Origin of the sequence: Paenibacillus sp. FSL H8-0122, assembly GCF_038005345.1 — a bacterium.
Lineage (GTDB): Bacteria > Bacillota > Bacilli > Paenibacillales > Paenibacillaceae > Paenibacillus_AQ.
Window position 1 is genome coordinate 6,511,570 of record NZ_JBBOTB010000001.1, and the last position, 21,267, is coordinate 6,532,836.

Sequence of the window (21,267 nt, forward strand, 5' to 3'; positions counted from 1 at the left end):
AGGATCGCCCTATACTCCGCTCTTATGATGCCAATTCCTTATTAAAAGGGCACTGTCCCCCTAAAAGAACAGTGCCTCATATCATTCAGCCTACGCCTTAGGTTTCTTCTTACGCTTACGACGCCCGCTCTTCTCGCCAGTGTCAGCACCGGCCTCGCCTGCGGAATCCCCGCTGCCTGGCGTCACGGAGGGGCTAATGAACACGCCGCCCTTCTTCTTACGGCGGCCCTTACCCTCCGGCGCTGCGCCGCGCCCTTCGGCCCCGAGGTCCTCGCGGCTGCGGAACCGTGTGCCCGCGTCTACGCCGCGCAGCTCACCGCCCGCCTGCTCAGACCCGCCACCGCTCGGCGCGCCGTAGCCGCCCTTGCCCGAGCCGAAGCCGAAAGCGATGCCGCGTCCCCCGGCACCGCCACCGGCCTCCGCGCCGCGGCCTCTGCCGCCCTCGCGCGGAGCGCCAGACCCGCCGGCTTCGCCCCGGCGGTCCGCCTTGCCGCCGCCCGCTGCGCCTGCGGCGGCAAGACCGCGCCGCGCTGCCGCTTCCGGCCCGCGCCCGCGCTTGCGGCCGCTGCCTGCTGCGCCGGCGATGTCCCACGCCGCCGCTCCGCCCTCGCGAGGCCCGTTCCCGGCGCCAGACTCAGCGCCGCCGAAGCCACCAGCCGCTTCACCGCCGCCCCCGGCAGAAGCGCTCTTGCTCTTACCAGCGGCACCTGCGCCGCCGCTCTTGCCCTTACCGCCAGCCCCGAAGATGGCGCCGTTCTTGCCCTTGGCAGCACCACTCTTACCTCCGGCAGCAGCGCTGCCGGGCTTGCCCTTCCCACCGCGTCCCTTGCCGCCTCCGGCCTTACCGGCGAACGGCTTGCTGAAGCCTCCTGCGCCCGGACGGCCGCCTTTGCCGCCGCGTCCGCCGTAGCTCCGGTGGTCTCCGGCTGCGCGCGGCTTCATATCGACCAGCTCGAAGTCGATGGTGTGGTCGTCCATGTTGACCTTGGCTACGCGGATCTTCACTTCATCGCCGATGCGGAAGACCTTGGAGGTACGCTCGCCGATCAGCGCCATATGAGCTTCATCGAAGTGGTAGTAATCATCCGTCAGCGCACTAAGGCGAATAAGACCCTCGACCGTATTATCCAGCTCGATGAACATCCCGAAGCTGGTCACGCTGCTGATCATGGCGTCGAATTCCTCGCCCACCTTGTCCTGCATGAACTCTGCTTTCTTCAGTTGCTCGGTATCGCGCTCGGCTTCAACAGCCACACGCTCACGCTCCGAGGACTGCTGGGCAATATCAGGCATCCGGGAGGCCAGATATTCGTGGCGCTTCTCGGTTAGCGCTCCGCCATTCTCAAGCACCTCGCGCATGACGCGGTGAATCACCAGATCGGGATAACGGCGGATCGGTGAGGTGAAGTGGGAATAGAACTCTGCGGCTAGTCCGAAGTGCCCGGTGCTCTCGGCATCGTACTTCGCCTGCTTCATGGAGCGCAGCATCATCGTACTGATGACGGTCTGCTCCTTCGTTCCCTGAATCTGCTCCAGCAGATCCTGGAGCGCGCGCGGGTGAACCGAATTCCCCCGGCCCTTCACGTGGTAGCCGAAGTTAGCCGCAAAAGCCATGAAGTTCTGCAGCTTCTCCGGGTCCGGGTCCTCATGAATCCGGTACAGGAACGGAACCTTCAGCCAGTGGAAGTGCTCCGCCACCGTCTCATTGGCGACCAGCATGAACTCTTCAATAATCTGCTCCGCCACAGAGCGTTCGCGTTTTACAATATCGATAGCCTTACCGGCCTCATCTACAATAATCTTGCTCTCTTCAAAATCGAAATCCACCGCACCGCGCCGCATCCGGGCACCTCGCAGCTTCATCGCCAGCTCCTTCATCAGCCGGAAATCCCCGATCAGCGGAGCATACCGCTCCAGCAGCTCAGGATCTTCATCCTCGACAATCTTCCGTACATCAGAGTAGGTCATTCTCTCCTTCGTACGGATGACACTGGTGAAGACATCGTGGTTCACGACCTTCATCTGCTCGTCAAATTCCATTTCACAGGACATCGTCAGACGGTCAACCTGCGGGTTCAAGCTGCAGATCCCGTTCGACAGCCGGTGCGGAAGCATCGGAATGACACGGTCCACCAGGTACACACTGCATCCGCGGTCATAGGCTTCCTTGTCCAGTTCAGAGCCTTCACGCACATAATAGCCTACGTCAGCAATATGAACGCCCAGCTTATAATGGCCATTCTCCAGACGCTCTACGTTGACCGCATCATCCAGATCCTTGGCATCCGCGCCGTCAATGGTTACGATATTGAGTCCGCGCAGATCACGCCGCCCCTGCTCGATAATCTCTTCATCCGTGATGGAATCCGGCGCCTGCTCCGCTTCCGTCATCACCTCAGCCGGAAAAGCCTCCGGAAGCTGATGCTTACGGATGACCGACAGAATATCCACGCCCGGATCATCCTTATGGCCAAGGATCTCAATGATCTCACCCTCAGCCGCAGCACGGCCCTCCGGATAGTTCACAATGCGGACAACCACCTTTTCCCCGTCAACCGCACCCTTGAAAGACTCCCTGGGAATGAAAATATCCCGGTTAATCCGCTTATCATCAGGCAGCACGAAGCCATAGGTCTCCAGGCTCTGGAAGACACCCACCGTCTGCGACACGCCTCTGATCAGAATCCGTTCCACTTCGCCTTCCATTCGCCCGCCGGACGGGCTCTTCGAGGTAATACGGATCAAGACGATATCGCCGTTCATAGCACCCTTCAGATCGTTCGCGTGGATATACACATCCGGGTGCTCCCGGTTATCGGGAATCAGAAAAGCAAAGCCCTTGGCATGAACCTGCAGCCGTCCGCGCAGCAGATCCATCCGCTCAGGCACACCATAACGGCTACCCCGGGTCAATATGATCCGGCCGTCCTTTTCCAGGTCAATCAGCAAGGCCTCAAAGGCCTTGAATTCAGCACTATCCTCAATTGCGAAATGGCTCACCAGTTCTTCATAAGTTAGTGGTTTATAAGCGGTCTCCCGCATGAAATCAAGTAAAATTTCCTGTGTTATCATGTTCGTCACCTTCTCTTCTCCGCTCCGCAGCATTCCTATGCCGCTGGCATATATGTATGCCTTGTCCTATTGCACAGCTAATCATTTCAAGTAAAATTTACCTTTCTATACTTCATACCCTAGTATACACGAATTTAATCCCGGGCATCCCTGTTATGATGTTCACAATATTAAATCTGCATACAAAAAAACCTCCGCCTATTCCATTTCAGAACAGAGCGAAGGTTTACTGTAGACATACTATTCAACAACAATGGCAACAACAATTGACATGATGAAGAATCCGGCCGCCAGGCCAACTGTTACACGCTGTAGCACAAGCTCCATACCGCGTGCTTTTGTTTTACCGAAGAGATGCTCAGCACCGCCGGAGATGGCACCGGAAAGACCTGCACTTTTCCCTTTTTGCAGAAGAACGACCGCAATCAGACCTACGGCAAAAATCAGAAGCACCACTTTCAAAAAGATATCCATTCACTTCCACCTCCTACGTCCAAGCATCACTATCTATGCTAAATTAGAATTTCCGTTTCATAAACAGCATTCTTATTTTATCATAGCCACAGAATGAAAACAACCATCCACATCGCGATCGACCCCGATCTTCCTATTAAAATCGCATATTTATCTCCTACAGGCAGCCAGGAGACACAATAAGAGCAAAAAAAGACCTGCCAAAGTGCGGCAGGTCTTCAATATAGGTTCAAAAGAAATTATCTTTTGAGGTTGTAGAAGGATTTCAGGCCGTTGTATTGAGCCAATTCGCCCAGCTCGTCTTCGATGCGAAGCAACTGGTTGTATTTAGCCACACGGTCTGTACGGGAAGGAGCACCAGTCTTGATCTGGCCAGCGTTAGTCGCTACAGCGATGTCAGCGATGGTGCTGTCTTCGGACTCACCGGAACGGTGGGAGATAACAGCTGTGTAACCGGCACGTTTCGCCATTTCGATCGCATCGAAGGTTTCAGTCAGTGTACCAATCTGGTTAACCTTAACCAGGATGGAGTTACCAATACCCTTTTCGATACCTGTTGCCAGACGCTCAGTGTTTGTAACGAACAGGTCGTCACCCACCAATTGGACTTTGTCGCCCAATTTTTCAGTCAGCAATTTCCATCCATCCCAGTCATCTTCGGACATACCGTCTTCGATTGTGATGATTGGGTACTTCTCAACCCATGAAGCCAGCAGGTCAACATACTCAGCGGAAGTGTAAGATTTACCTTCGCCGGCAAGTGTGTACTTACCATCTTTGTAGAACTCAGTGGAAGCAACGTCCATACCGAGGAATACGTCAACGCCTGGTTTGTAACCGGCTTTTTCGATGGCTTCAATGATTGTAGTGATCGCTTCTTCATTGGAACCCAGGTTCGGTGCGAAGCCGCCTTCGTCGCCAACAGCTGTGTTCAGGCCTTTGGATTGCAGTACGGATTTCAGGTTGTGGAAGATTTCGGCACCAGTACGCAGTGCTTCCTTGAAGCTTGGAGCGCCTACAGGAAGAACCATGAACTCTTGAACGTCGATGTTGTTGTCAGCATGCTCACCACCGTTGATGATGTTCATCATTGGTACTGGAAGCGTCTTGGCGTTGAATCCGCCCAGGTATACGTACAAAGGAATATCCAGTGCTGTTGCAGCTGCACGGGCTACGGCCATGGATACTGCCAGGATTGCGTTAGCGCCCAGCTTGCCTTTGTTAGGAGTTCCGTCCAAAGTGATCATCAGCTTGTCGATGCCCACTTGGTCAAGAGCGTCCATACCGATAACTTCTGGAGCAATAATTTCGTTTACGTTCTCAACAGCTTTCAGAACGCCTTTACCCATGTAACGGGATTTGTCGCCGTCACGAAGCTCTACAGCTTCATGAGCGCCAGTGGAAGCGCCGGAAGGAACGATAGCACGGCCTTTTGCGCCGGACTCCAGATATACGTCAACCTCTACAGTAGGGTTACCACGGGAGTCAAGGACTTCGCGTGCATACACATCAGAAATAATAGTCATGTAAGTTTAATCTCCTTTTATACAATGGTTTTGGGTTTACATAAACAGGTGTCTTGCTTATTTGCGGCTGGCAATCATGGATTGTCCGGTCATTTCCGCAGGCTGCGGAAGTCCCATCAGATCAAGGATCGTCGGTGCCACATCTGCGAGAATACCAGCTTCGCGCAGAACTACATCTTCAGTGGTAACGATGAACGGTACCGGGTTGGTGGTATGGGCTGTGAACGGACGTCCGTTCTCATCGAATACCATATCCGCATTTCCGTGGTCGGCAATGATAATCGCAACGCCGCCCTTGGCAACTACAGCATCCACAACCTTGCCTACGCATTCGTCCGTTACTTCAACTGCCTTGATTGTAGGCTCCAGCATGCCGGAGTGTCCTACCATATCAGGGTTGGCAAAGTTCAGGATAATGGCATCCTGTCTGTCCGCCTCGATCTCCGCTACGCAGGCCGCCGCCACTTCGTAAGCGCTCATCTCTGGCTTCATATCATAGGTTGCCACCTTCGGCGAGTTGATCAGGATACGGGTCTCGCCCGGAAGCTCCTCATCGCGTCCGCCGCTGAAGAAGAAGGTCACATGCGGATACTTCTCGGTCTCTGCAATACGCAGCTGCTTCTTGTTCTGCTGAACCAGCACCTCACCGAGCGTATTGTCCAGGTTCTTCGGAGAGTAAGCCACGAAGCCTTGAACCGTCTCACTGAAGGTAGTCAGGCATACGAAGTGCAGGCCTTGCGGGAACTTAGGACCACGGTCGAAGCCGCGGAAATCCGAGTTCGTGAACACTTGTGACAGCTGAATGGCACGGTCAGGACGGAAGTTAAGGAAAATGACCGAATCGCCGCTCTCCACTGTCGCTACCGGTTTGTTCTGGCTGTCCACAATTACACTTGGCTCCACGAATTCATCGAACACAGAATTCTGGTAGGATGCAGTGATGGCCTGAAGGGCATCGGTATATTTAGGGCCTTCGCCATATACCATTGCACGGTAAGCCTTCTCTACACGCTCCCAGCGCTTGTCACGGTCCATCGCGAAGTAGCGTCCGGATACCGTAGCAATCGTACCTACGCCAACCTCTTCAATCTTGGCGACCAGATCCTGAATGAACTTCTGTCCACTGTCGGGTGGTACGTCACGGCCATCCATGAAGGCATGAATATAGACTTCATGCAGATCTTCTTTTTTGGCCAGATCGAGCATGGCGAACAGATGATTGATGTGGCTGTGTACGCCGCCATCGGATACCAGTGCATAGAGGTGAAGCTTTTTGCCGGTTGACTTAGCGCTTCTTACGGCAGCCACCAGCGTCTCGTTATCGAAGAATTCTCCATCACGGATCGACTTGTCGATACGGGTCAGGTCTTGATATACAATCCGGCCGGCACCAATATTAAGGTGCCCTACTTCAGAGTTACCCATTTGGCCTTCCGGCAGACCTACAGCTTCGCCGCAAGCGGTAAGCGTAGTATTCGGATATTGCTTCAGGTAACGGTCGTAGTTCGGCTTGTTGGCTTGGGCAACAGCGTTGCCTTCATCCGTGTTCCGCAGTCCGAAGCCGTCCATGATAATCAGTGCTACAGGTCTTGGAGCTGACATTCTTACTTCGCCCCCTCAACGAGTGAAACGAAGGAAGCAGGCTGCAGGCTGGCACCGCCGACTAGAGCGCCGTCGATGTCGCTTTGACTCATGTACTCCGTTACATTCTCAGGCTTCACGCTGCCGCCGTATTGGATACGTACAGCTTCAGCTGTTGCTTCATCGTACAGGCCTTTAACAAGGGTACGGATATAAGCAATAACTTCGTTGGCATCCTGGGAAGTGGAGGATTTACCTGTACCGATCGCCCAGATGGGCTCGTAAGCGATAACTACGCTTGCTGCCTGCTCTGCGCTAAGACCGGCAAATGCCGCTTCAGTCTGCACCTTGCATACGTTCTTAGTCTGGTCAGCTTCGCGCTCTTCAAGCTTTTCGCCTACACAGACAATCGGAGTAATGCCGTGACGGAATGCCGCATGCATCTTCTTGTTGACGATTTCGTCCGTCTCACCGAAATAAGCACGGCGTTCGGAGTGGCCGATAATAACGTACTCTACACCAAGATCCTTCAGCATTACGCCGCTGATCTCACCTGTATAAGCGCCGTTATCTTCGAAGTGCAGGTTCTGTGCACCAATTTTGATGGTGGTGCCTTGTACCGCTGCAACCAGTGCAGGCAGGTTCGTGAATGGCGCGCAGATTACAGTCTCTACGCCTGCCACTTCCGCCTGGCCTTTGATTTCAGCGATGAAGCCTTCGGCTTCCGGAACGGTTTTGAACATTTTCCAGTTGCCTGCAATAATAGGTGTTCTACTCATAGTGATGTATTGCCTCCCTCTTCGGTATTACTTGTCGTTCAGTGCTTCTACACCTGGAAGAGCTTTACCTTCCATGAACTCGAGCGATGCGCCGCCGCCAGTGGAGATGTGGTCCATCTGGTCTGCGAGGTGGAATTTCTCAGCAGCCGCAGCGGAATCGCCGCCGCCAATAACAGTGTAGCCTTCGGTAGTAGCGCAAGCCTGAGCCACAGCCTTTGTACCTTCAGCGAAGATGTCGATTTCAAATACGCCCATCGGTCCATTCCATACAACCAGCTTGGAGTTTTTGATAATATCGGCATAGATTTCACGAGTCTTAGGACCGATGTCCAGACCTTCCCAGTCTGCAGGAATCTCTGTTGCATCTACAATCTTGGTGTTGGCATCTGCACCGAACTTGTCAGCGACTACAACGTCAACCGGAAGCACGAAGTTCTTGCCCAGCTTCTTGGCCTTCTCAATGAATCCAAGCGCTGCATCAATCTTGTCGTTGTCTACCAGGGATTTACCGATTTCGTAGCCTTGAGCCTTGGTGAACGTGTAAGAGAGGCCGCCGCCAATCAGTACATTGTCAGCCAGATTCAGCAGGTTGTCGATAACGTCAATCTTGTCTTTAACCTTGGAACCGCCGATGATGGCCGTGAAAGGACGTTCCGGGTTAGAGAGCGCCTTGCCGAGAACGGACAATTCCTTCTCCATCAGAAGACCGGATACTGCCGGCAGGAAGTGAGCGATTCCTTCTGTCGAAGCATGGGCACGGTGAGCTGCGCCGAATGCGTCATTGACGAACAGGTCAGCCAGTTCAGCGAACTGCTTAGCCAGTTCAGGATCATTCTTCTCTTCACCTTTGTAGAAACGGACATTCTCAAGCACAAGCACATCGCCATCGTTCAGTTCAGCGATTTTCGCTTTTACCGCTTCGCCAATGGCCTCATCAGCCTTGGCTACCGGTTTGCCGAGCAATTCAGACAGACGGACTGCAGCGGAAGTCAACCGCATGGAATCGACGAATTCGCCTTTAGGACGGCCCATATGGCTGGCCAGAATGACCTTTGCACCGTTCTCAATCAGGTATTTAATTGTTGGAAGGGTTTCGCGGATACGGGTATCATCAGTGATCTTGCCGTCTTCCACTGGCACATTGAAATCTACACGCACGAATACGCGCTTGCCTTTTACTTCTACATCACGGACACTTTTTTTGTTCATGATTAACATTTCCTCCACACCCAAAATTGGTTCCTTCACGAAGCCATTTCATCACGTAGCCATTGCATTTAGAAAGAGCGGAAACAGACTTTCCTTGTTTCCGCTCTATTGTACTGCTTATATGAAATCGGTCTTATTTAGCAAGCTTAGCGAATTTCTCCAAAGTACGAACCAGCTGTGCAGTGTAGGACATTTCGTTGTCATACCAAGCAACAGTTTTAACCAGCTGTTTGTCGCCAACAGTCAGTACTTTAGTCTGAGTTGCATCGAACAGGGAACCGAAAGTCATACCCTTGATGTCGGAAGATACGATTTCGTCTTCAGTGTAGCCGTAAGTTTCTGGGTCAGAAGCTTCCTTCATGGCTGCATTGATTTCTTCAACGGTTACGCTCTTATCCAGAACAGTAACCAGCTCAGTCAGGGAACCTGTAGCTACAGGCACACGTTGTGCTGCACCGTCAAGCTTGCCCTTCAGTTCTGGAATAACCAGGCCGATGGCTTTAGCAGCACCGGTAGTGTTAGGGATGATGTTCTCAGCAGCAGCGCGGGCGCGTCTGAAGTCGCCTTTTGCGTGTGGAGCATCAAGCGTATTCTGGTCACCTGTGTAAGCGTGGATTGTAGTCATCAGGCCTTCGATGATACCGAACTTGTCGTTCAGAACTTTGGCCATAGGAGCCAGGCAGTTCGTTGTGCAAGATGCACCGGAGATTACTGTTTCGGAACCGTCAAGGATGTCATCGTTAACGTTGTACACAACAGTTTTCATGTCGCCTGTAGCTGGAGCGGAAATAACTACTTTCTTAGCTCCGCCTTTCAGGTGCTTCTCAGCGGCTTCTTTAGTTGTGAAGAAACCAGTACATTCCAGAACGATATCAACGCCAAGCTCTCCCCAAGGAAGCTCTTCAGGGTTGCGGTTCGCCAGAACCTTAACATCTTTACCGTTCACTTTGAAGAAGCCGTCATGCACTTCAACATCGCCTTGGAATTTACCTTGAGTTGTATCATATTTAAGCAAATGAGCAAGCATCTTAGCGTCAGTCAAGTCATTGATTGCTACCACTTCGATACCTTCTACATTTTGAATACGGCGGAATGCAAGGCGTCCAATACGTCCAAAACCGTTAATACCAACTTTTACACTCATTGAATAGTTCCTCCTAGAGTTCGTTTTATTTATTCAAGACAGGCCGTGAGGCTCGTCAAGACAACAATGTTAAGTATAATGCATAAACCCTTTGCGCGCGTCCCATTTAATGGAATCTATAGGACCTTTTGTAGCTGTGTGTCGATTTCCTTGCCGATTTCGACAGCCGCCGCCTCGTCGATGACGAGAATATCCTCTTGTCCGAACCGCAGCATCGCATGAATGGCCTTCGCCTTGCGTTTGCCTCCGGCAATACCGATAACGACTTCCGTACGGATAATGTCTTCCAGGCGCAGCCCCATGGTCAGCATAGTGTGAACCACTTCGCCGTCCTCATTGAAATAGTATCCGAAGGATTCGGCTACAGCACCCTCGCCTTGAATCTCTGAGATCGTCCCGGAGTCCAGCTTGCGGCGGTGGGTCATTTCAATGGCATCACCTATTCCATGTACAATAATACGCGATCTGCGGATAATTTGTACAATCTCTCCAATATTGGAGTCCTGTGCAAGCGACTGATAAGCGTCTCCGCTAAGCAGATCGGGCACATGCAGCAGACGGTAATTGGCGCCAATCCGTTTGGCCATGGTTGAAGCAATAGTGTTGGCCTGTATCTCCATGCTCTCTCCCAGTCCTCCGCGCGCCGGAACAACCCAGGCGTTCTTATAGGAAAGGGATAGCGGCGGGGTCAGCTGATCGGCCATTTCGGCCAGGGTTGATCCGCCTGTGACGGCAATCGTATCGTCACTTCGCAGTACACTGAGCAGTGCCTTGGAGCCTGCGCGCCCCAGTTCACGCTTGGTGAACGGCGATGTCTCACAATCGCCAGGAACCACAATTACTTTGGTGAGACCGTACGTAGTACGAATTTTCTCTTCCAGATCATCCAGGCCGAATAGGCTCTTGGCGACCGGCTCCAGCAGGTCAAGCAGTCTGCGACCGGCATCGCTAATGCGCATACCGACGCTCTCGATCTCAATGAGCCCCTGCGATTTCAGAAGATCCGTCTCGGCACGCAGCACCCGCTCGGTCATATCAAGCGATGCGGCTAGCGTCCTGCGCCCAATAATATCGGACAGCATGATCTGATGTAGAATCGTATACCGTCTCTTAAGGGTTTCCATGAGATCAGGCAGAAGCTGCTTTTGGATTTCCAATAGATTACGCATGCTTTCACTCCTGCAACTTCGTCTTTCTCTTATCCCTTGTTCGTGGTCTCAAAATGTCCCGGGTTAACTTTTTAAGTCCCACCCATATTCTACCCAAAACTGACGCCGAGTGCAAGTGTTCCGAGACTATAATTCTCAGCCCGCTTTCATCTTATACATGGGCTTGTCCGGCAGGCCGCAGGCAGGAGACGCATCTCCGGCTCTATTAATGGAGGCAGAGAAAACTATTTTTGCGCAGGATGCCTAATACGCATTGCTTTTATCCGAGAAGTATATTATAATAATTTCTGTTGCGCCCGTGGTCCAATGGATATGACGTAGGCCTCCGAAGCCTGAGATCCAAGTTCGATTCTTGGCGGGCGCGCCATTATTTTCAAGCTTGTACATAATTTAGTGACGATTATATTATATTTAACCAAAGAGCCGCTTGAGGGCTCTTTTTTTTGAAAGTAAGTTTGACTTTCTTTGACTTTTTGTTTGAATTTGTTTATCATGTGGTTAATACGGTAACAGTAAAAAATGAACACATTCGAAGCACCAATTTCAAGGAGGTTTTCCACGTGAGTTATATTCCTATGGTAGTAGAACAGAGCAACCGCGGTGAGCGCGCTTATGACATCTATTCCCGCCTGCTGAAGGACCGCATCATTTTCCTTGGAACGGAGGTTAATGACGTGGTTGCCAATTCCATCATCGCACAAATGCTCTTCCTGGCTGCCGAGGACCCGGATAAGGATATTCACCTGTATGTGAACAGCCCAGGCGGTTCCATCACAGCGGGTATGGCCATCTTCGATACAATGCAATACATTAAGCCGGATGTATCCACCATCTGTGTAGGTATGGCCGCTTCCATGGGAGCGTTCCTGCTGAACGCCGGCGCCAAGGGCAAGCGCTTCGCCCTGCCGAACAGCGAGATCATGATTCACCAGCCGCTAGGCGGTGCCCAGGGCCAGGCTTCCGATATCGAGATCCGCGCCCGCCGCATCATCAAACTGCGTGAGAAGCTGAACCGCATCTTGTCCGAACGTACAGGCCAGCCGCTGGAGAAGATCGAGAAGGATACTGACCGCGACTACTTCATGAGCGCCGCAGACGCTGCCGAATATGGTATCGTGGACAAGGTAATTGAGAAGACTCTGCCGACAGGCGTATAAGTACTTAATTTCATGAATTCACTAAGAGGCTGCTACAGACCATCTGGTCCGTAGCAGCCTCTTTGATTGTTCCTGCACCGTTCCAACTTACCTTAAGCCCCCGTACCCCAGAGCATCCAGCTTGCCTGCAATTACGCGGTAGCCTCTGCTGTTCGGGTGAATATGATCCAGGAACAGCAGCCCCCGCTCATTACCGGCAAATTCATAGTAGATCGAAGCAAACCCTACGTTACTGCTGCTGTAGCCTGATGCATAGCGGTTGAACTCGCGCACCCACTCTGTTGCTTCATCCACCTGTGGATATGGGTTATAGAGCCCTACCATCCGGAGGATGTAGGGGCTGCGGGAGCCCGCTTTGAGCTGTGTCAGGCTACCCATGATGTCGCTGTAGTTACGCTTGCAGTCCCTAAGCGCCTGCTTCAGCAAGCCCTGGAATTCACCGGGCCGTGGCCCGGCTGCCCGGGCTGCCTTAATCAAGTCATTGCCGCCAATGGACAGCGTAATGATCTGCGCATCCTTCACCGCCGCCCGGTAGACGTTCGAGCTCCTCAGCCGTTGCTTCAGCCCCCCGGTGGTCAGACCATTGACGCCAAGATTCGCCGGCACCACCGGCGTGCCGAGTCTCCCTTCCGCCATCCCCCGGTAGACGGGGACGAAGCCGTTCCCGGGAAGCGCCCCGAAGCCGGTTGTGAGTGAATCCCCAATGGCCGTATACTGATAGACCATACTCTTTCCCTCCCCGTTATAAGCTGCTTGCCTTCTTTAATTTATGAAAGGCCGGGTGAAGTGGTAACGGCAGGGCCGCCCGATTAGTCCATTAAAACGCAAACAACCCTTGTGCTCGTCATAGAGCACAAGGGTCAGTATTAGGCTGTATTATTTCAGCGCTGCGAACGGACTGCTTCCGTCCGGCAGGAGTTCCTTGAAGCTGAAGTTGAATTCCGGGAAGCCCTCGGCATATGCGGTGTATTCGTATAACTGGAAGAAGAGCACCGCTTTGCCATCTTTTAAATAGAAATACTTCTCTGTATCCAGACCGTTGAACCCGCCCAGATAACCTCCGTTAGCTTTGATCTCGGTGGCCAGCTTGGCATTGAGCTGTTTCTTGTAATTAGGATTGGCACCGAACAGGTCGCCCAGCAACAGACGTTTCCCGTCTTTGAGCGAGAAGGTGAACGCATTGCGGTAAGTCATCCCATGGGCACCGCCGGTATACCCGTATTGATTAGTGATTAGGCTGAGTACGCCATCCTGGTTATACGTGACCACATAACCGCCTTCGAATTCATACGGCCGGTCATCCTTCGACCGCTTGGAGATTTGATCTTCAGCATCCTTCGCATAGTTCAGAACGGTCTGCTTGATCAGATCATTGATCGCCTTCTCTGCCCCGGCGTTCGCCAGACCGCTGACCTGCGGATAATCCAGCTTGATTGGCGCATCCTTATAGTCCTTCGTATAGCTCGCTGTCTTGATTGTTACGGCATTCTGCGTCCTTTTCGTCAGATTCAGCTGTCCTGCAGCAGCGTTCCAGTCCCCTTTATAGCCCATGTAATCGTTAATCAGCTGGAACGGGACGTACAGCCGGTTGTTCAGTTGTTTGCCCTCATATTCACCAATATAATAGTTGTTCACTCGGATCATAATGCCGTAATCCATAATTGCCAGCTTCAATTGTGCAGTACCTGTTCCTATGGAATAAGTTTTCTCCGCTTTATCATAAGAGAGCGGCATCCCCAGCGCATCGCGCAGGAAGGTTACCGGCACCCATACCTTTCCTTCCTGGAGCAGGCCCGCCTGGGCTGCATTTTTACCGTTTACCTTAAGCACTACAGAGGAGGATTTGGCCTTGACCTGAGCGGCTGCCGGAGCGGCCTCCGTTATGCCTGTCTGAATTATTCCTGTTCCGCCCAGCAGGATTCCTGCTGCGAGCATTCCCGCACCCCATCTGCGGATGTATTTCTTAGAGTTCGAATTCATTGTTATTTCCCCTTCCACCTGGTGGTATGATTAGTCATGATGTGTGTTCTTCCGTATCACTGTTCCTATTATAGTAAAAGAACTAGCGGGGGATGTTACAATCCGCTTTACAGTTTCTTAAGGTTTGCCATGATTATCTAAAGATCCTGTTACCTTAATTTAAACAAACTGAGAGATTTCAAAAGCGCATATGTGCATATACATTCATTTATATGATTATAAAAAGCGCCTGCCCTGCTTATAACAGCAGAGCAAGCGCCTCTTGCGAAACGTTTATTTCAGTTCATACGTTACACTCAATTGGGTAGTGACCTTAACCTGCCCAGGCTCAACGGAACTGCCGGCATTGTTATCCATTGCGGATTTCTGCATAGCCTCTGCTTGAGCGAAGATTACCGGATGATTCCCGTCATCGCTCTGAATGACAGTGACTACCTGACCCAGTCCGCGTTTGGCTGCTTTGGCGATGGCCGCAGCTTTGACATCTGCATTCTGCATAGCCTTCTCAATAGCCTGTGCTTCAAAGGCGGACGGATCCTCAATCGCAAACCGCACATTGCCGATGTTGTTCGCTCCAGCTGCAGAAGCAGCGTCCAGCAATTGTCCAACCTTTGTCAGATCCCGGTAAGAGACCTCCAGCGTGTGCTGGGCGTTATAGCCTTTTACCTTCTGGCCGTCCTTCTCGCTGTAAGTGTAGTTAGGCTGTACGTTGAACTGGGTGCTCTGAATGTCTTTGTCCGCAATGCCCCAGGTGGTCTTGAACAAAGCGGTCAGCTTGGAGACCTTCGCGGCTGTGCCTTTCTGTGCTTCCTGCGCGGTTTCGGCAGTTGTCGTTACCCCGATGGAGAGATACGCAATATCCGGTTTGATCGACAGCTCGCCTTTGCCCACCACGTTCACAATATTCTTCTGTACTTCGTCGGCGTAAGCCTTTTCAGGACCCTTCAGCACTCCGCTCAACCCCATTCCTCCAATCATCAAGCTAGCTGCCAGCAGAACTGATCCAATCGATTTACCCCATTTTCTCATGCTTGCCATCCCCTTTCGATTCGTTTAAGTGTTATTACCCTCTAGACGGGACAGCATGGTAAAAGTTGCATGAGCGATGTACGATATTTATTTTTTATTTGTTCCCCGTCCCGGTCCAGAACAGGCGGATGACATTTCCGATATGAAAAAAAGCCCCTAAGGGCTTTTGGTTAGACCATGTAGCATTTATTGATTCTCGAGCTCTTCCTTGCTTACCAGACTGGTCAAAGCGGTTACAGCCTGTTCCGCGTCTGCACCGTCTGCGCTGATGTGGATCTCCGTACCGGAACTGATCGCGAGGCTCATAATGCCCATGATACTCTTGGCGTTCACTTTTTTATCGTCTTTTTCCACGAAAATCTCCGACGAAAACTTATTAGCTTCTTGCACAAACAATGCTGCCGGCCGAGCATGGAGCCCCGTCTTCAACCGAACAACTACCGGGTGCTTTGTCATGAAACGCTTACCCCCTATTTGAGATCTGCCCAAAAATTTCACATTAATTTTATAATATTATATCATTATAACGCATACCGCACTAGAAAAAAAATAATCAGCCGCCGCGGACCTTGTCCGCCAGCTCATCAATTTTGCGCAACCGGTGGTTCACACCCGATTTACTGACTGTCCCGCCCAGCATATCCCCGACTTCCTTGAGGTTAATATCCGGGTGCGCCAGTCTGATCTCGGCAACCTCCCGCAGCTTATCCGGCAGACTTTCCAGACCCACCTCGCGCTGCAGCAGCTTGATGTTCTCAATCTGGCGTACCGCCGCACTGATCGTCTTGTTCAGATTGGCCGTTTCGCAGTTCACAATCCGGTTGACCGAGTTGCGCATATCGCGCATGATCCGCACATCCTCGAATTTGAACAGCGCCTGATGGGCGCCGATCAGACTGAGGAACTCAATGATCTTCTCGCCTTCCTTGATGTATAGGATGAAGCCTTTTTTGCGTTCTATGCAGCGGGCATTCAGGTGAAATTCACCAGCCAGCTCCACGAGCGCCTTGCAGTGCTCCTCATACATGGAAGCGATTTCCAAGTGGTACGAAGAGCCCTCCGGGTTATTGACCGAACCGCCAGCCATGAAGGCACCGCGCAGATAGGCACGCTTGCAGCAGTTCTTGCCGACAATCTCTTCATCAATCCCATCCGTGAAAATAAAGCCCTCAGAGACAATCCGCAGATCCTTCAGGATCTCCTGGACCTGGTTCGGGATTCTTACAATATAGACGTTATTCTTCTTCAAACGCATTTTTTTACGCACGAGCAGCTCGATATGGACCTGGTAATATTTCTTAAGCAAAGAATATACCCGCCTTGCAATCGCGGCGTTCTCCGTCGAAATGTCGAGAACCACCTTTTTGCTCGAAAGCTGCACCGAACCATTCATTCGGATCAGCGCTGACATTTCCGCTTTCTCGCAGCAGGGCTGGCTCTCGACCATCGTCAGCTCTTTTTTGGTAAGGGCCGCAAAAGACAAGGGGCTCACCTCTTTCATTTAACTCTTTCTGTCAATCCAATCCTTCACCAGCTGGAAAATATGGTGACTGAGCTTATCTGTATCATGCCGCAAATAGGTTTTAAATAATACCAGCTTGTCAGCAATCACCTTATACCCGTTGCCGTCCACGGCCTCACGGTCAAGCTGTACCGGACGGGCACCCTTCTCGGCGTATTTGATCTGCACCTGCTCCGGGATCTCCCCGTCATTGACGATCACATAATCGAACAGATGCAGCCCGATATGGTCATATACGGCCTGTAGATGGTCATTAACCGTGTAATTATCCGTCTCACCCGGCTGGGTCATTACATTGCATACAAAAATCTTAATGGCCTCGGAAGCTACCACGGCTTCTGCCAGCTTCGGCACCAGCAGATTCGGCAGAATGCTGGTATACAGACTGCCCGGACCGAGCAGAATAGCATCTGCGTTACGGATAGCCTCCAGCGCCTCCGGCAGCGGCTCAACATCCACCGGCTCCAGAAATACGCGCTTGATGACGCCTCCCGCCTCCGGGATTTTGGATTCACCGGTAATCAGCGTTCCATCCGCCATCTCGGCATGCAGGATTACCGCCTCTCCGGCCGCAGGCAGCACCCGGCCGCGAACGGCGAACAGCCGGCTAAGCTCCCGGACTGCTGTAACGAAGTCCCCGGAGATGTCCGTCAGTGCAGCCAGAATCAGATTGCCCAGGCTATGCCCGGCTAAGCCTTCTCCGCTGCTGAAGCGGTACTTCATAATCTGTGCCATCAGAGGCTCAACGTCAGCCATAGCCGTAAGTACGTTGCGGATATCCCCGGGCGGCGGCATCTGCAGCTCACTGCGCAGAATCCCGGAGCTTCCCCCGTCATCTGCTACAGTTACGATCGCCGTGATATCCAGCGGCTTCTCCTTCAGCCCCCGGAGCATCACCGAGAGCCCGGTCCCGCCACCCATCACGACGATCTTCGGACGCTGTCCTTGTTCTTCAGCCACTATTCATCCCTTCTCTCATCAATGCCGGTCGCGTTCGGAGTCCCGATGGCTGACTGCTACCGCTTCCGTCTCGCTAACCCCCAGCATTTTGCCCAGGTATTCGGCGATGGCTACCGAACGGTGTTTGCCGCCCGTACAGCCGATGCCGATAATAATCTGGGATTTGCCTTCCTTGCGGTATTGCGGAATAAGGAATTGAAGCATATCTAGCAGCTTGGTCAGGAATTCTTGCGTTTCAGGCCATTTCATTACGTAGTCGTACACCTCGTTGTCTTGGCCTGTCTTGGGCCGCAGCTGATCCACATAATGCGGATTAGGCAGGAAGCGGACGTCGAACACCAGGTCAGCATCAATCGGAATCCCATACTTGAATCCGAACGAAGTAATGTTAACCGAGAGGGTGCTTTTCCCGAGGTGGGAGAAGCGTGACACTATTTTTTCTTTGAGCTGAACCGGCTTCATGCTGCTGGTATCCAGACACAGGGTAGCTGAATTCTTCAGTTCCTCCAGCATCTGGCGCTCCATGCGGATGCCGTCCAGCGGCATGCCCTTCGGAGCAAGCGGATGATGCCTCCGGCTCTCCTTGTAACGCTGTACAAGCACTGAATCTGTGGCGTCCAGGAAAAGGATCTCACACCCGATCGTTGACTCGTCCTTGATGTAGGCCAGAGACTCCGACAGGGCGGTGAAGAATTCCCGCCCCCGAAGGTCGATGACCAGCGCCACCTTGGCGATTTTACCCTTGGACTGCTCAATCAGCTCAGCGAATTTCGGGATTAGCACAGGCGGAAGATTATCCACGCAGAAGAACCCCAGATCCTCCAGGCTCTGCACGGCAATCGTCTTGCCCGCACCCGACATGCCTGTAATGATAATCAGGGTGGCATGGGCGGGCAGGGTTTGCTCGAGGTCGGTCATTACAGCATCCCTCCCTATGATTAGTATATGAATAATTCCGGTCTTTTAAGAACGCAGCAGCAGACCTGCCGCACCAATAATACCGGCGTCATTGCCAAGCGCTGCAGGTACAATCGTAACACCGGTCTGCAGAGGGGCAGGCGCCAGCTTGGCGAATACCCGGCGGACTTCATCGAACAGAATATCGCCTGCCTTGGAGACTCCGCCGCCGACGATGAATACTTCAGGGTTCAGAACCGCTGCAACGGAGGCCATTGATTTGCCCAGGTAGAAGGCCGCCCGGTTCACAATCCGCAGCGCAGCTTCATCGCCTGCCTTGGCGGCATCGAATACTTCCTTCGCAGCGATTTTTTCAACGGTGGACAAGGAGGTCCGGTCCCCGCGTGCTACAGCATCGTTCGCCATACGGATAATGCCTGTCGCTGAGGAAACGGTTTCCAAACAGCCCATGTTCCCGCAGCCGCACTGGATCGCTTCCAGATCGGGCACCACGGAGATATGTCCAAGCTCACCGGCCAGACCGGCAAAGCCCTGATACACCTTACCATTAATAATAATACCGCCGCCGACACCGGTACCGAGCGTATAGCAGACACAATTCTCTATGCCGCGCCCTGCACCGCTCCAGGCTTCGCCCAGTGCAGCCACGTTGGCATCATTGTCTATTTTGACTGGCTTGTTCAGACGACCCTCCAGAATGGAGCGGATCGGCACATCTCTAAATCCTATGTTGGGCGCAAGGATGATGATACCTTCACGAATATTCGTAAATCCGGCCAGTCCCGCACCCACACCAGCCAGCTGGTCCCAGGAGTACGGAGAGTCCTCCACAATCTGGCGTACATACTTCTCGATATTATCGATGACAGCATCGACGCCATCCGCAGTCCCTGTCGGACCTTCGTAAGTGTGCAGCAGGCTTCCCTCGGCATTACAGATTCCAACCTTAATCGTGGTACCACCTAAATCCACGCCAACGTAGATATGTTCAGACATGTTACAAGCCACCTTTTTCTATGCTAAAATAGTTAATCCTACGTACCCACTATAATAGAAGCCTCCCCTGCGGTCAAGGAAAGGCGATACACCCGGGGCAATGGGCTTCAGTTCTTATTTGTTAACAAAAAGACTTTCTCACCAGGCAGGCAAGAAAGTCCGTTCATTCTCTTCTATTGTAGGGTGCCAGATGCCTTAATGCTATTCGGACAAAATTCGCTTCTGGCCCTCCAGGGCACGGATCGGTGCAATATTCTGGGTGAATTCCAGCGTCCCCATATAACGGCCGTCTGCATCCCGTACAGCGAAATAACGGATATAGATGAATTTATCCTTGATGTTAATCCAGAAATCCTCGGCATCCTTCACTCCCGCCTTGAAATCAGCGAGCAGCTTCTCGACAACATGCACGCTTTGCGGCGGATGGCAGTTCTGTACGGTGCGGCCGATAACGGCCTTCGTCCGGGCGAAGATCCTTTCCTTGCCATGCGAGAAGTAGCGGACAACATCGTTCTCATCGATAAAGGTGAGGTCCACCGGCAGATGATTCATCAGCGTCTCGAGCTGGTGGAGCGACAGCAGTCCGGTCTCGAACCGGATGAAGCCCTGCGGGGACAGGCCTTCCCCTTCTTCCGCCGGAACATCAGCACCCTCAGGCTCCGCTGCACGTTCCGGTATCCATTCCTGGTCGGGCGCAGTCAGGCAGAAGCCGATTTCATCGCTTTCGCGGGCGATCCGGACCCACTCATCCTCAGTCAGCTTATCCAGCGCCATCGGGAGCAGAATATTCTCTTCCTTGAAGATCATCTCATTGACTTCCTTAATGATCTCCTCCAGTGCGGCTGTAATCTGCCCGCTGTCCCCGTTATAGGCGCTAAGCGCCTTCTTGGCTTCCTTGATCATATTGCGGATTCCGTCATCCACTCCCCACATTACCTTCGTAGGACCGTATATGCCGTACTTCTCCAGGTAAGGGAACAGCAGATTCTCCTTACGGCTGTAGTGCTTGTCGAGATCCAGCAGCAGACTAAGGTCCTCCAGCAGCTTGAAAATAATCTCCTCGCTGGCGTTCTTCTTGAACTTATCTGCATGCAGCTCCAGCCGGAAGTTGACCAGACGCTCGATCTCGCGGTTCTCCAGCTTGAACGTATGCACGGGATGACCGGGCTGCTCCTCGGGCTTAGAAGAACGGTGAATCTGTTCAATCGAGCCTTTGAAAATCGCCGTATGCACAGAGCAGAGGCGCTGTACTTCCTCTACCGGAATGCCTTCCTCGGTCATCAGGGAGTGCTCCATGGCGGAGATTTCCTCCACCGTAACATCGCCTACCGCCTCTTCAAATCGCGCCTTGACCTCCTCCACGCTTTTGCCCGCATGCAGCTCCTTGATGATCTCTCTCAGCATAGCCTGGCGGCGTGTCTGTTCCGGCACATCGACCTCGCGGTTATTAATCAGTTCGCTCATCGCAATCTCTCCTTCTATTCTATAATCTCGAAACCATGCTGCCAAAAGGCCAGCCGAACGGTTTCCAGCTCTATTTTCTTTAACTTCATTCCTTTAGACAGGGTCATGAACCGTCCTGCGGTCTGCAGCATTCCAGGCTTCGCAATATCACGGAATCCCAGCTCCACCATGATCTCCACCACTTCCGGGTGCCTGGTTACCAGCTCAAAGACCGATTCATCCAGCTTCAACGCTTTGCTCATCCTTTTGCACACCTCACTAATGAGAACTCTTCTCAAGCAACAGCT

19 protein-coding genes and 1 tRNA gene are annotated in these 21,267 nt (G+C 52.5%); 2 read left to right on the top strand and 18 right to left on the bottom strand.

The window, feature by feature from the left end; translation table 11 throughout:
* Nucleotides 1-90: 90 nt before the first annotated feature.
* The 8 genes from rnr to NSS64_RS27770 form a co-directional block, all read right to left on the bottom strand.
* Nucleotides 91-3,072 carry a ribonuclease R gene (gene rnr, locus NSS64_RS27735; protein ID WP_341142262.1) on the bottom strand — a complete coding sequence of 994 codons (2,982 nt, stop codon included), beginning with the start codon at nucleotides 3,070-3,072 and terminating at the stop codon, nucleotides 91-93.
* Between the two features lie 240 nt (nucleotides 3,073-3,312).
* A complete protein-coding gene (gene secG, locus NSS64_RS27740) occupies nucleotides 3,313-3,546 on the bottom strand; it encodes a preprotein translocase subunit SecG (protein WP_036690096.1) in 234 nt (77 codons plus the stop codon).
* Between the two features lie 239 nt (nucleotides 3,547-3,785).
* Nucleotides 3,786-5,072 (bottom strand): phosphopyruvate hydratase, encoded by a 1,287-nt coding sequence (gene eno / locus NSS64_RS27745; RefSeq protein WP_036726271.1) that lies wholly within the window; start codon nucleotides 5,070-5,072, stop codon nucleotides 3,786-3,788.
* A gap of 57 nt (nucleotides 5,073-5,129) precedes the next feature.
* Nucleotides 5,130-6,674 carry a 2,3-bisphosphoglycerate-independent phosphoglycerate mutase gene (gene gpmI / locus NSS64_RS27750; protein ID WP_341142263.1) on the bottom strand — a complete coding sequence of 515 codons (1,545 nt, stop codon included), beginning with the start codon at nucleotides 6,672-6,674 and terminating at the stop codon, nucleotides 5,130-5,132.
* Nucleotides 6,675-6,676: 2 nt separating this feature from the next.
* The gene (gene tpiA / locus NSS64_RS27755) at nucleotides 6,677-7,432 is read right to left on the bottom strand and encodes a triose-phosphate isomerase (RefSeq protein ID WP_341142264.1); all 756 of its coding nucleotides are present in this window, start codon (nucleotides 7,430-7,432) and stop codon (nucleotides 6,677-6,679) included.
* A 27-nt stretch (nucleotides 7,433-7,459) separates the two neighbouring features.
* Nucleotides 7,460-8,641, bottom strand: a complete 1,182-nt coding sequence (locus tag NSS64_RS27760; protein ID WP_036726266.1) for a phosphoglycerate kinase — start codon at nucleotides 8,639-8,641, stop codon at nucleotides 7,460-7,462.
* A 133-nt stretch (nucleotides 8,642-8,774) separates the two neighbouring features.
* Nucleotides 8,775-9,785 carry a type I glyceraldehyde-3-phosphate dehydrogenase gene (gap, locus tag NSS64_RS27765; protein WP_036690087.1) on the bottom strand — a complete coding sequence of 337 codons (1,011 nt, stop codon included), beginning with the start codon at nucleotides 9,783-9,785 and terminating at the stop codon, nucleotides 8,775-8,777.
* A gap of 116 nt (nucleotides 9,786-9,901) precedes the next feature.
* The gene (locus NSS64_RS27770; RefSeq protein ID WP_340945605.1) at nucleotides 9,902-10,954 is read right to left on the bottom strand and encodes a sugar-binding transcriptional regulator; all 1,053 of its coding nucleotides are present in this window, start codon (nucleotides 10,952-10,954) and stop codon (nucleotides 9,902-9,904) included.
* Between the two features lie 292 nt (nucleotides 10,955-11,246).
* Between NSS64_RS27770 and NSS64_RS27775 the strand changes: the two genes are divergently transcribed.
* Both NSS64_RS27775 and clpP read left to right on the top strand, forming a co-directional pair.
* Nucleotides 11,247-11,321, top strand: a tRNA-Arg gene (locus tag NSS64_RS27775).
* Nucleotides 11,322-11,514: 193 nt separating this feature from the next.
* Nucleotides 11,515-12,111 carry an ATP-dependent Clp endopeptidase proteolytic subunit ClpP gene (clpP, locus tag NSS64_RS27780; RefSeq protein WP_036690083.1) on the top strand — a complete coding sequence of 199 codons (597 nt, stop codon included), beginning with the start codon at nucleotides 11,515-11,517 and terminating at the stop codon, nucleotides 12,109-12,111.
* Nucleotides 12,112-12,198: 87 nt separating this feature from the next.
* Here the strand turns inward: clpP and NSS64_RS27785 are convergent, their stop codons facing one another.
* From NSS64_RS27785 to NSS64_RS27830, 10 genes are all read right to left on the bottom strand, one after another.
* Nucleotides 12,199-12,837, bottom strand: a complete 639-nt coding sequence (locus tag NSS64_RS27785) for a GDSL-type esterase/lipase family protein (protein ID WP_341142265.1) — start codon at nucleotides 12,835-12,837, stop codon at nucleotides 12,199-12,201.
* A 150-nt stretch (nucleotides 12,838-12,987) separates the two neighbouring features.
* Nucleotides 12,988-14,091, bottom strand: a complete 1,104-nt coding sequence (locus tag NSS64_RS27790; RefSeq protein WP_341142266.1) for a PdaC/SigV domain-containing protein — start codon at nucleotides 14,089-14,091, stop codon at nucleotides 12,988-12,990.
* A gap of 273 nt (nucleotides 14,092-14,364) precedes the next feature.
* Nucleotides 14,365-15,120: an SIMPL domain-containing protein gene (locus tag NSS64_RS27795; protein WP_341142267.1), complete on the bottom strand. Its 756-nt coding sequence runs from the start codon at nucleotides 15,118-15,120 to the stop codon at nucleotides 14,365-14,367.
* A 186-nt stretch (nucleotides 15,121-15,306) separates the two neighbouring features.
* The gene (locus tag NSS64_RS27800; protein WP_036690075.1) at nucleotides 15,307-15,576 is read right to left on the bottom strand and encodes an HPr family phosphocarrier protein; all 270 of its coding nucleotides are present in this window, start codon (nucleotides 15,574-15,576) and stop codon (nucleotides 15,307-15,309) included.
* A 97-nt stretch (nucleotides 15,577-15,673) separates the two neighbouring features.
* Nucleotides 15,674-16,603, bottom strand: a complete 930-nt coding sequence (gene whiA, locus NSS64_RS27805; RefSeq protein WP_036726258.1) for a DNA-binding protein WhiA — start codon at nucleotides 16,601-16,603, stop codon at nucleotides 15,674-15,676.
* A gap of 18 nt (nucleotides 16,604-16,621) precedes the next feature.
* Nucleotides 16,622-17,563 carry a gluconeogenesis factor YvcK family protein gene (locus NSS64_RS27810; RefSeq protein ID WP_200869550.1) on the bottom strand — a complete coding sequence of 314 codons (942 nt, stop codon included), beginning with the start codon at nucleotides 17,561-17,563 and terminating at the stop codon, nucleotides 16,622-16,624.
* A gap of 57 nt (nucleotides 17,564-17,620) precedes the next feature.
* Entirely contained in the window at nucleotides 17,621-18,520 is a 900-nt protein-coding gene (gene rapZ, locus NSS64_RS27815; RefSeq protein WP_036690069.1) for an RNase adapter RapZ, read from the bottom strand.
* A 45-nt stretch (nucleotides 18,521-18,565) separates the two neighbouring features.
* Nucleotides 18,566-19,516, bottom strand: a complete 951-nt coding sequence (locus NSS64_RS27820; RefSeq protein WP_036690067.1) for an ROK family glucokinase — start codon at nucleotides 19,514-19,516, stop codon at nucleotides 18,566-18,568.
* A 201-nt stretch (nucleotides 19,517-19,717) separates the two neighbouring features.
* On the bottom strand, nucleotides 19,718-20,980 hold the full coding sequence (locus NSS64_RS27825; RefSeq protein WP_340945612.1) for a DUF438 domain-containing protein: 1,263 nt from the start codon (nucleotides 20,978-20,980) through the stop codon (nucleotides 19,718-19,720).
* A gap of 14 nt (nucleotides 20,981-20,994) precedes the next feature.
* Entirely contained in the window at nucleotides 20,995-21,222 is a 228-nt protein-coding gene (locus NSS64_RS27830) for a DUF1858 domain-containing protein (RefSeq protein ID WP_340995280.1), read from the bottom strand.
* Between the last annotated feature and the right edge of the window lie 45 nt (nucleotides 21,223-21,267).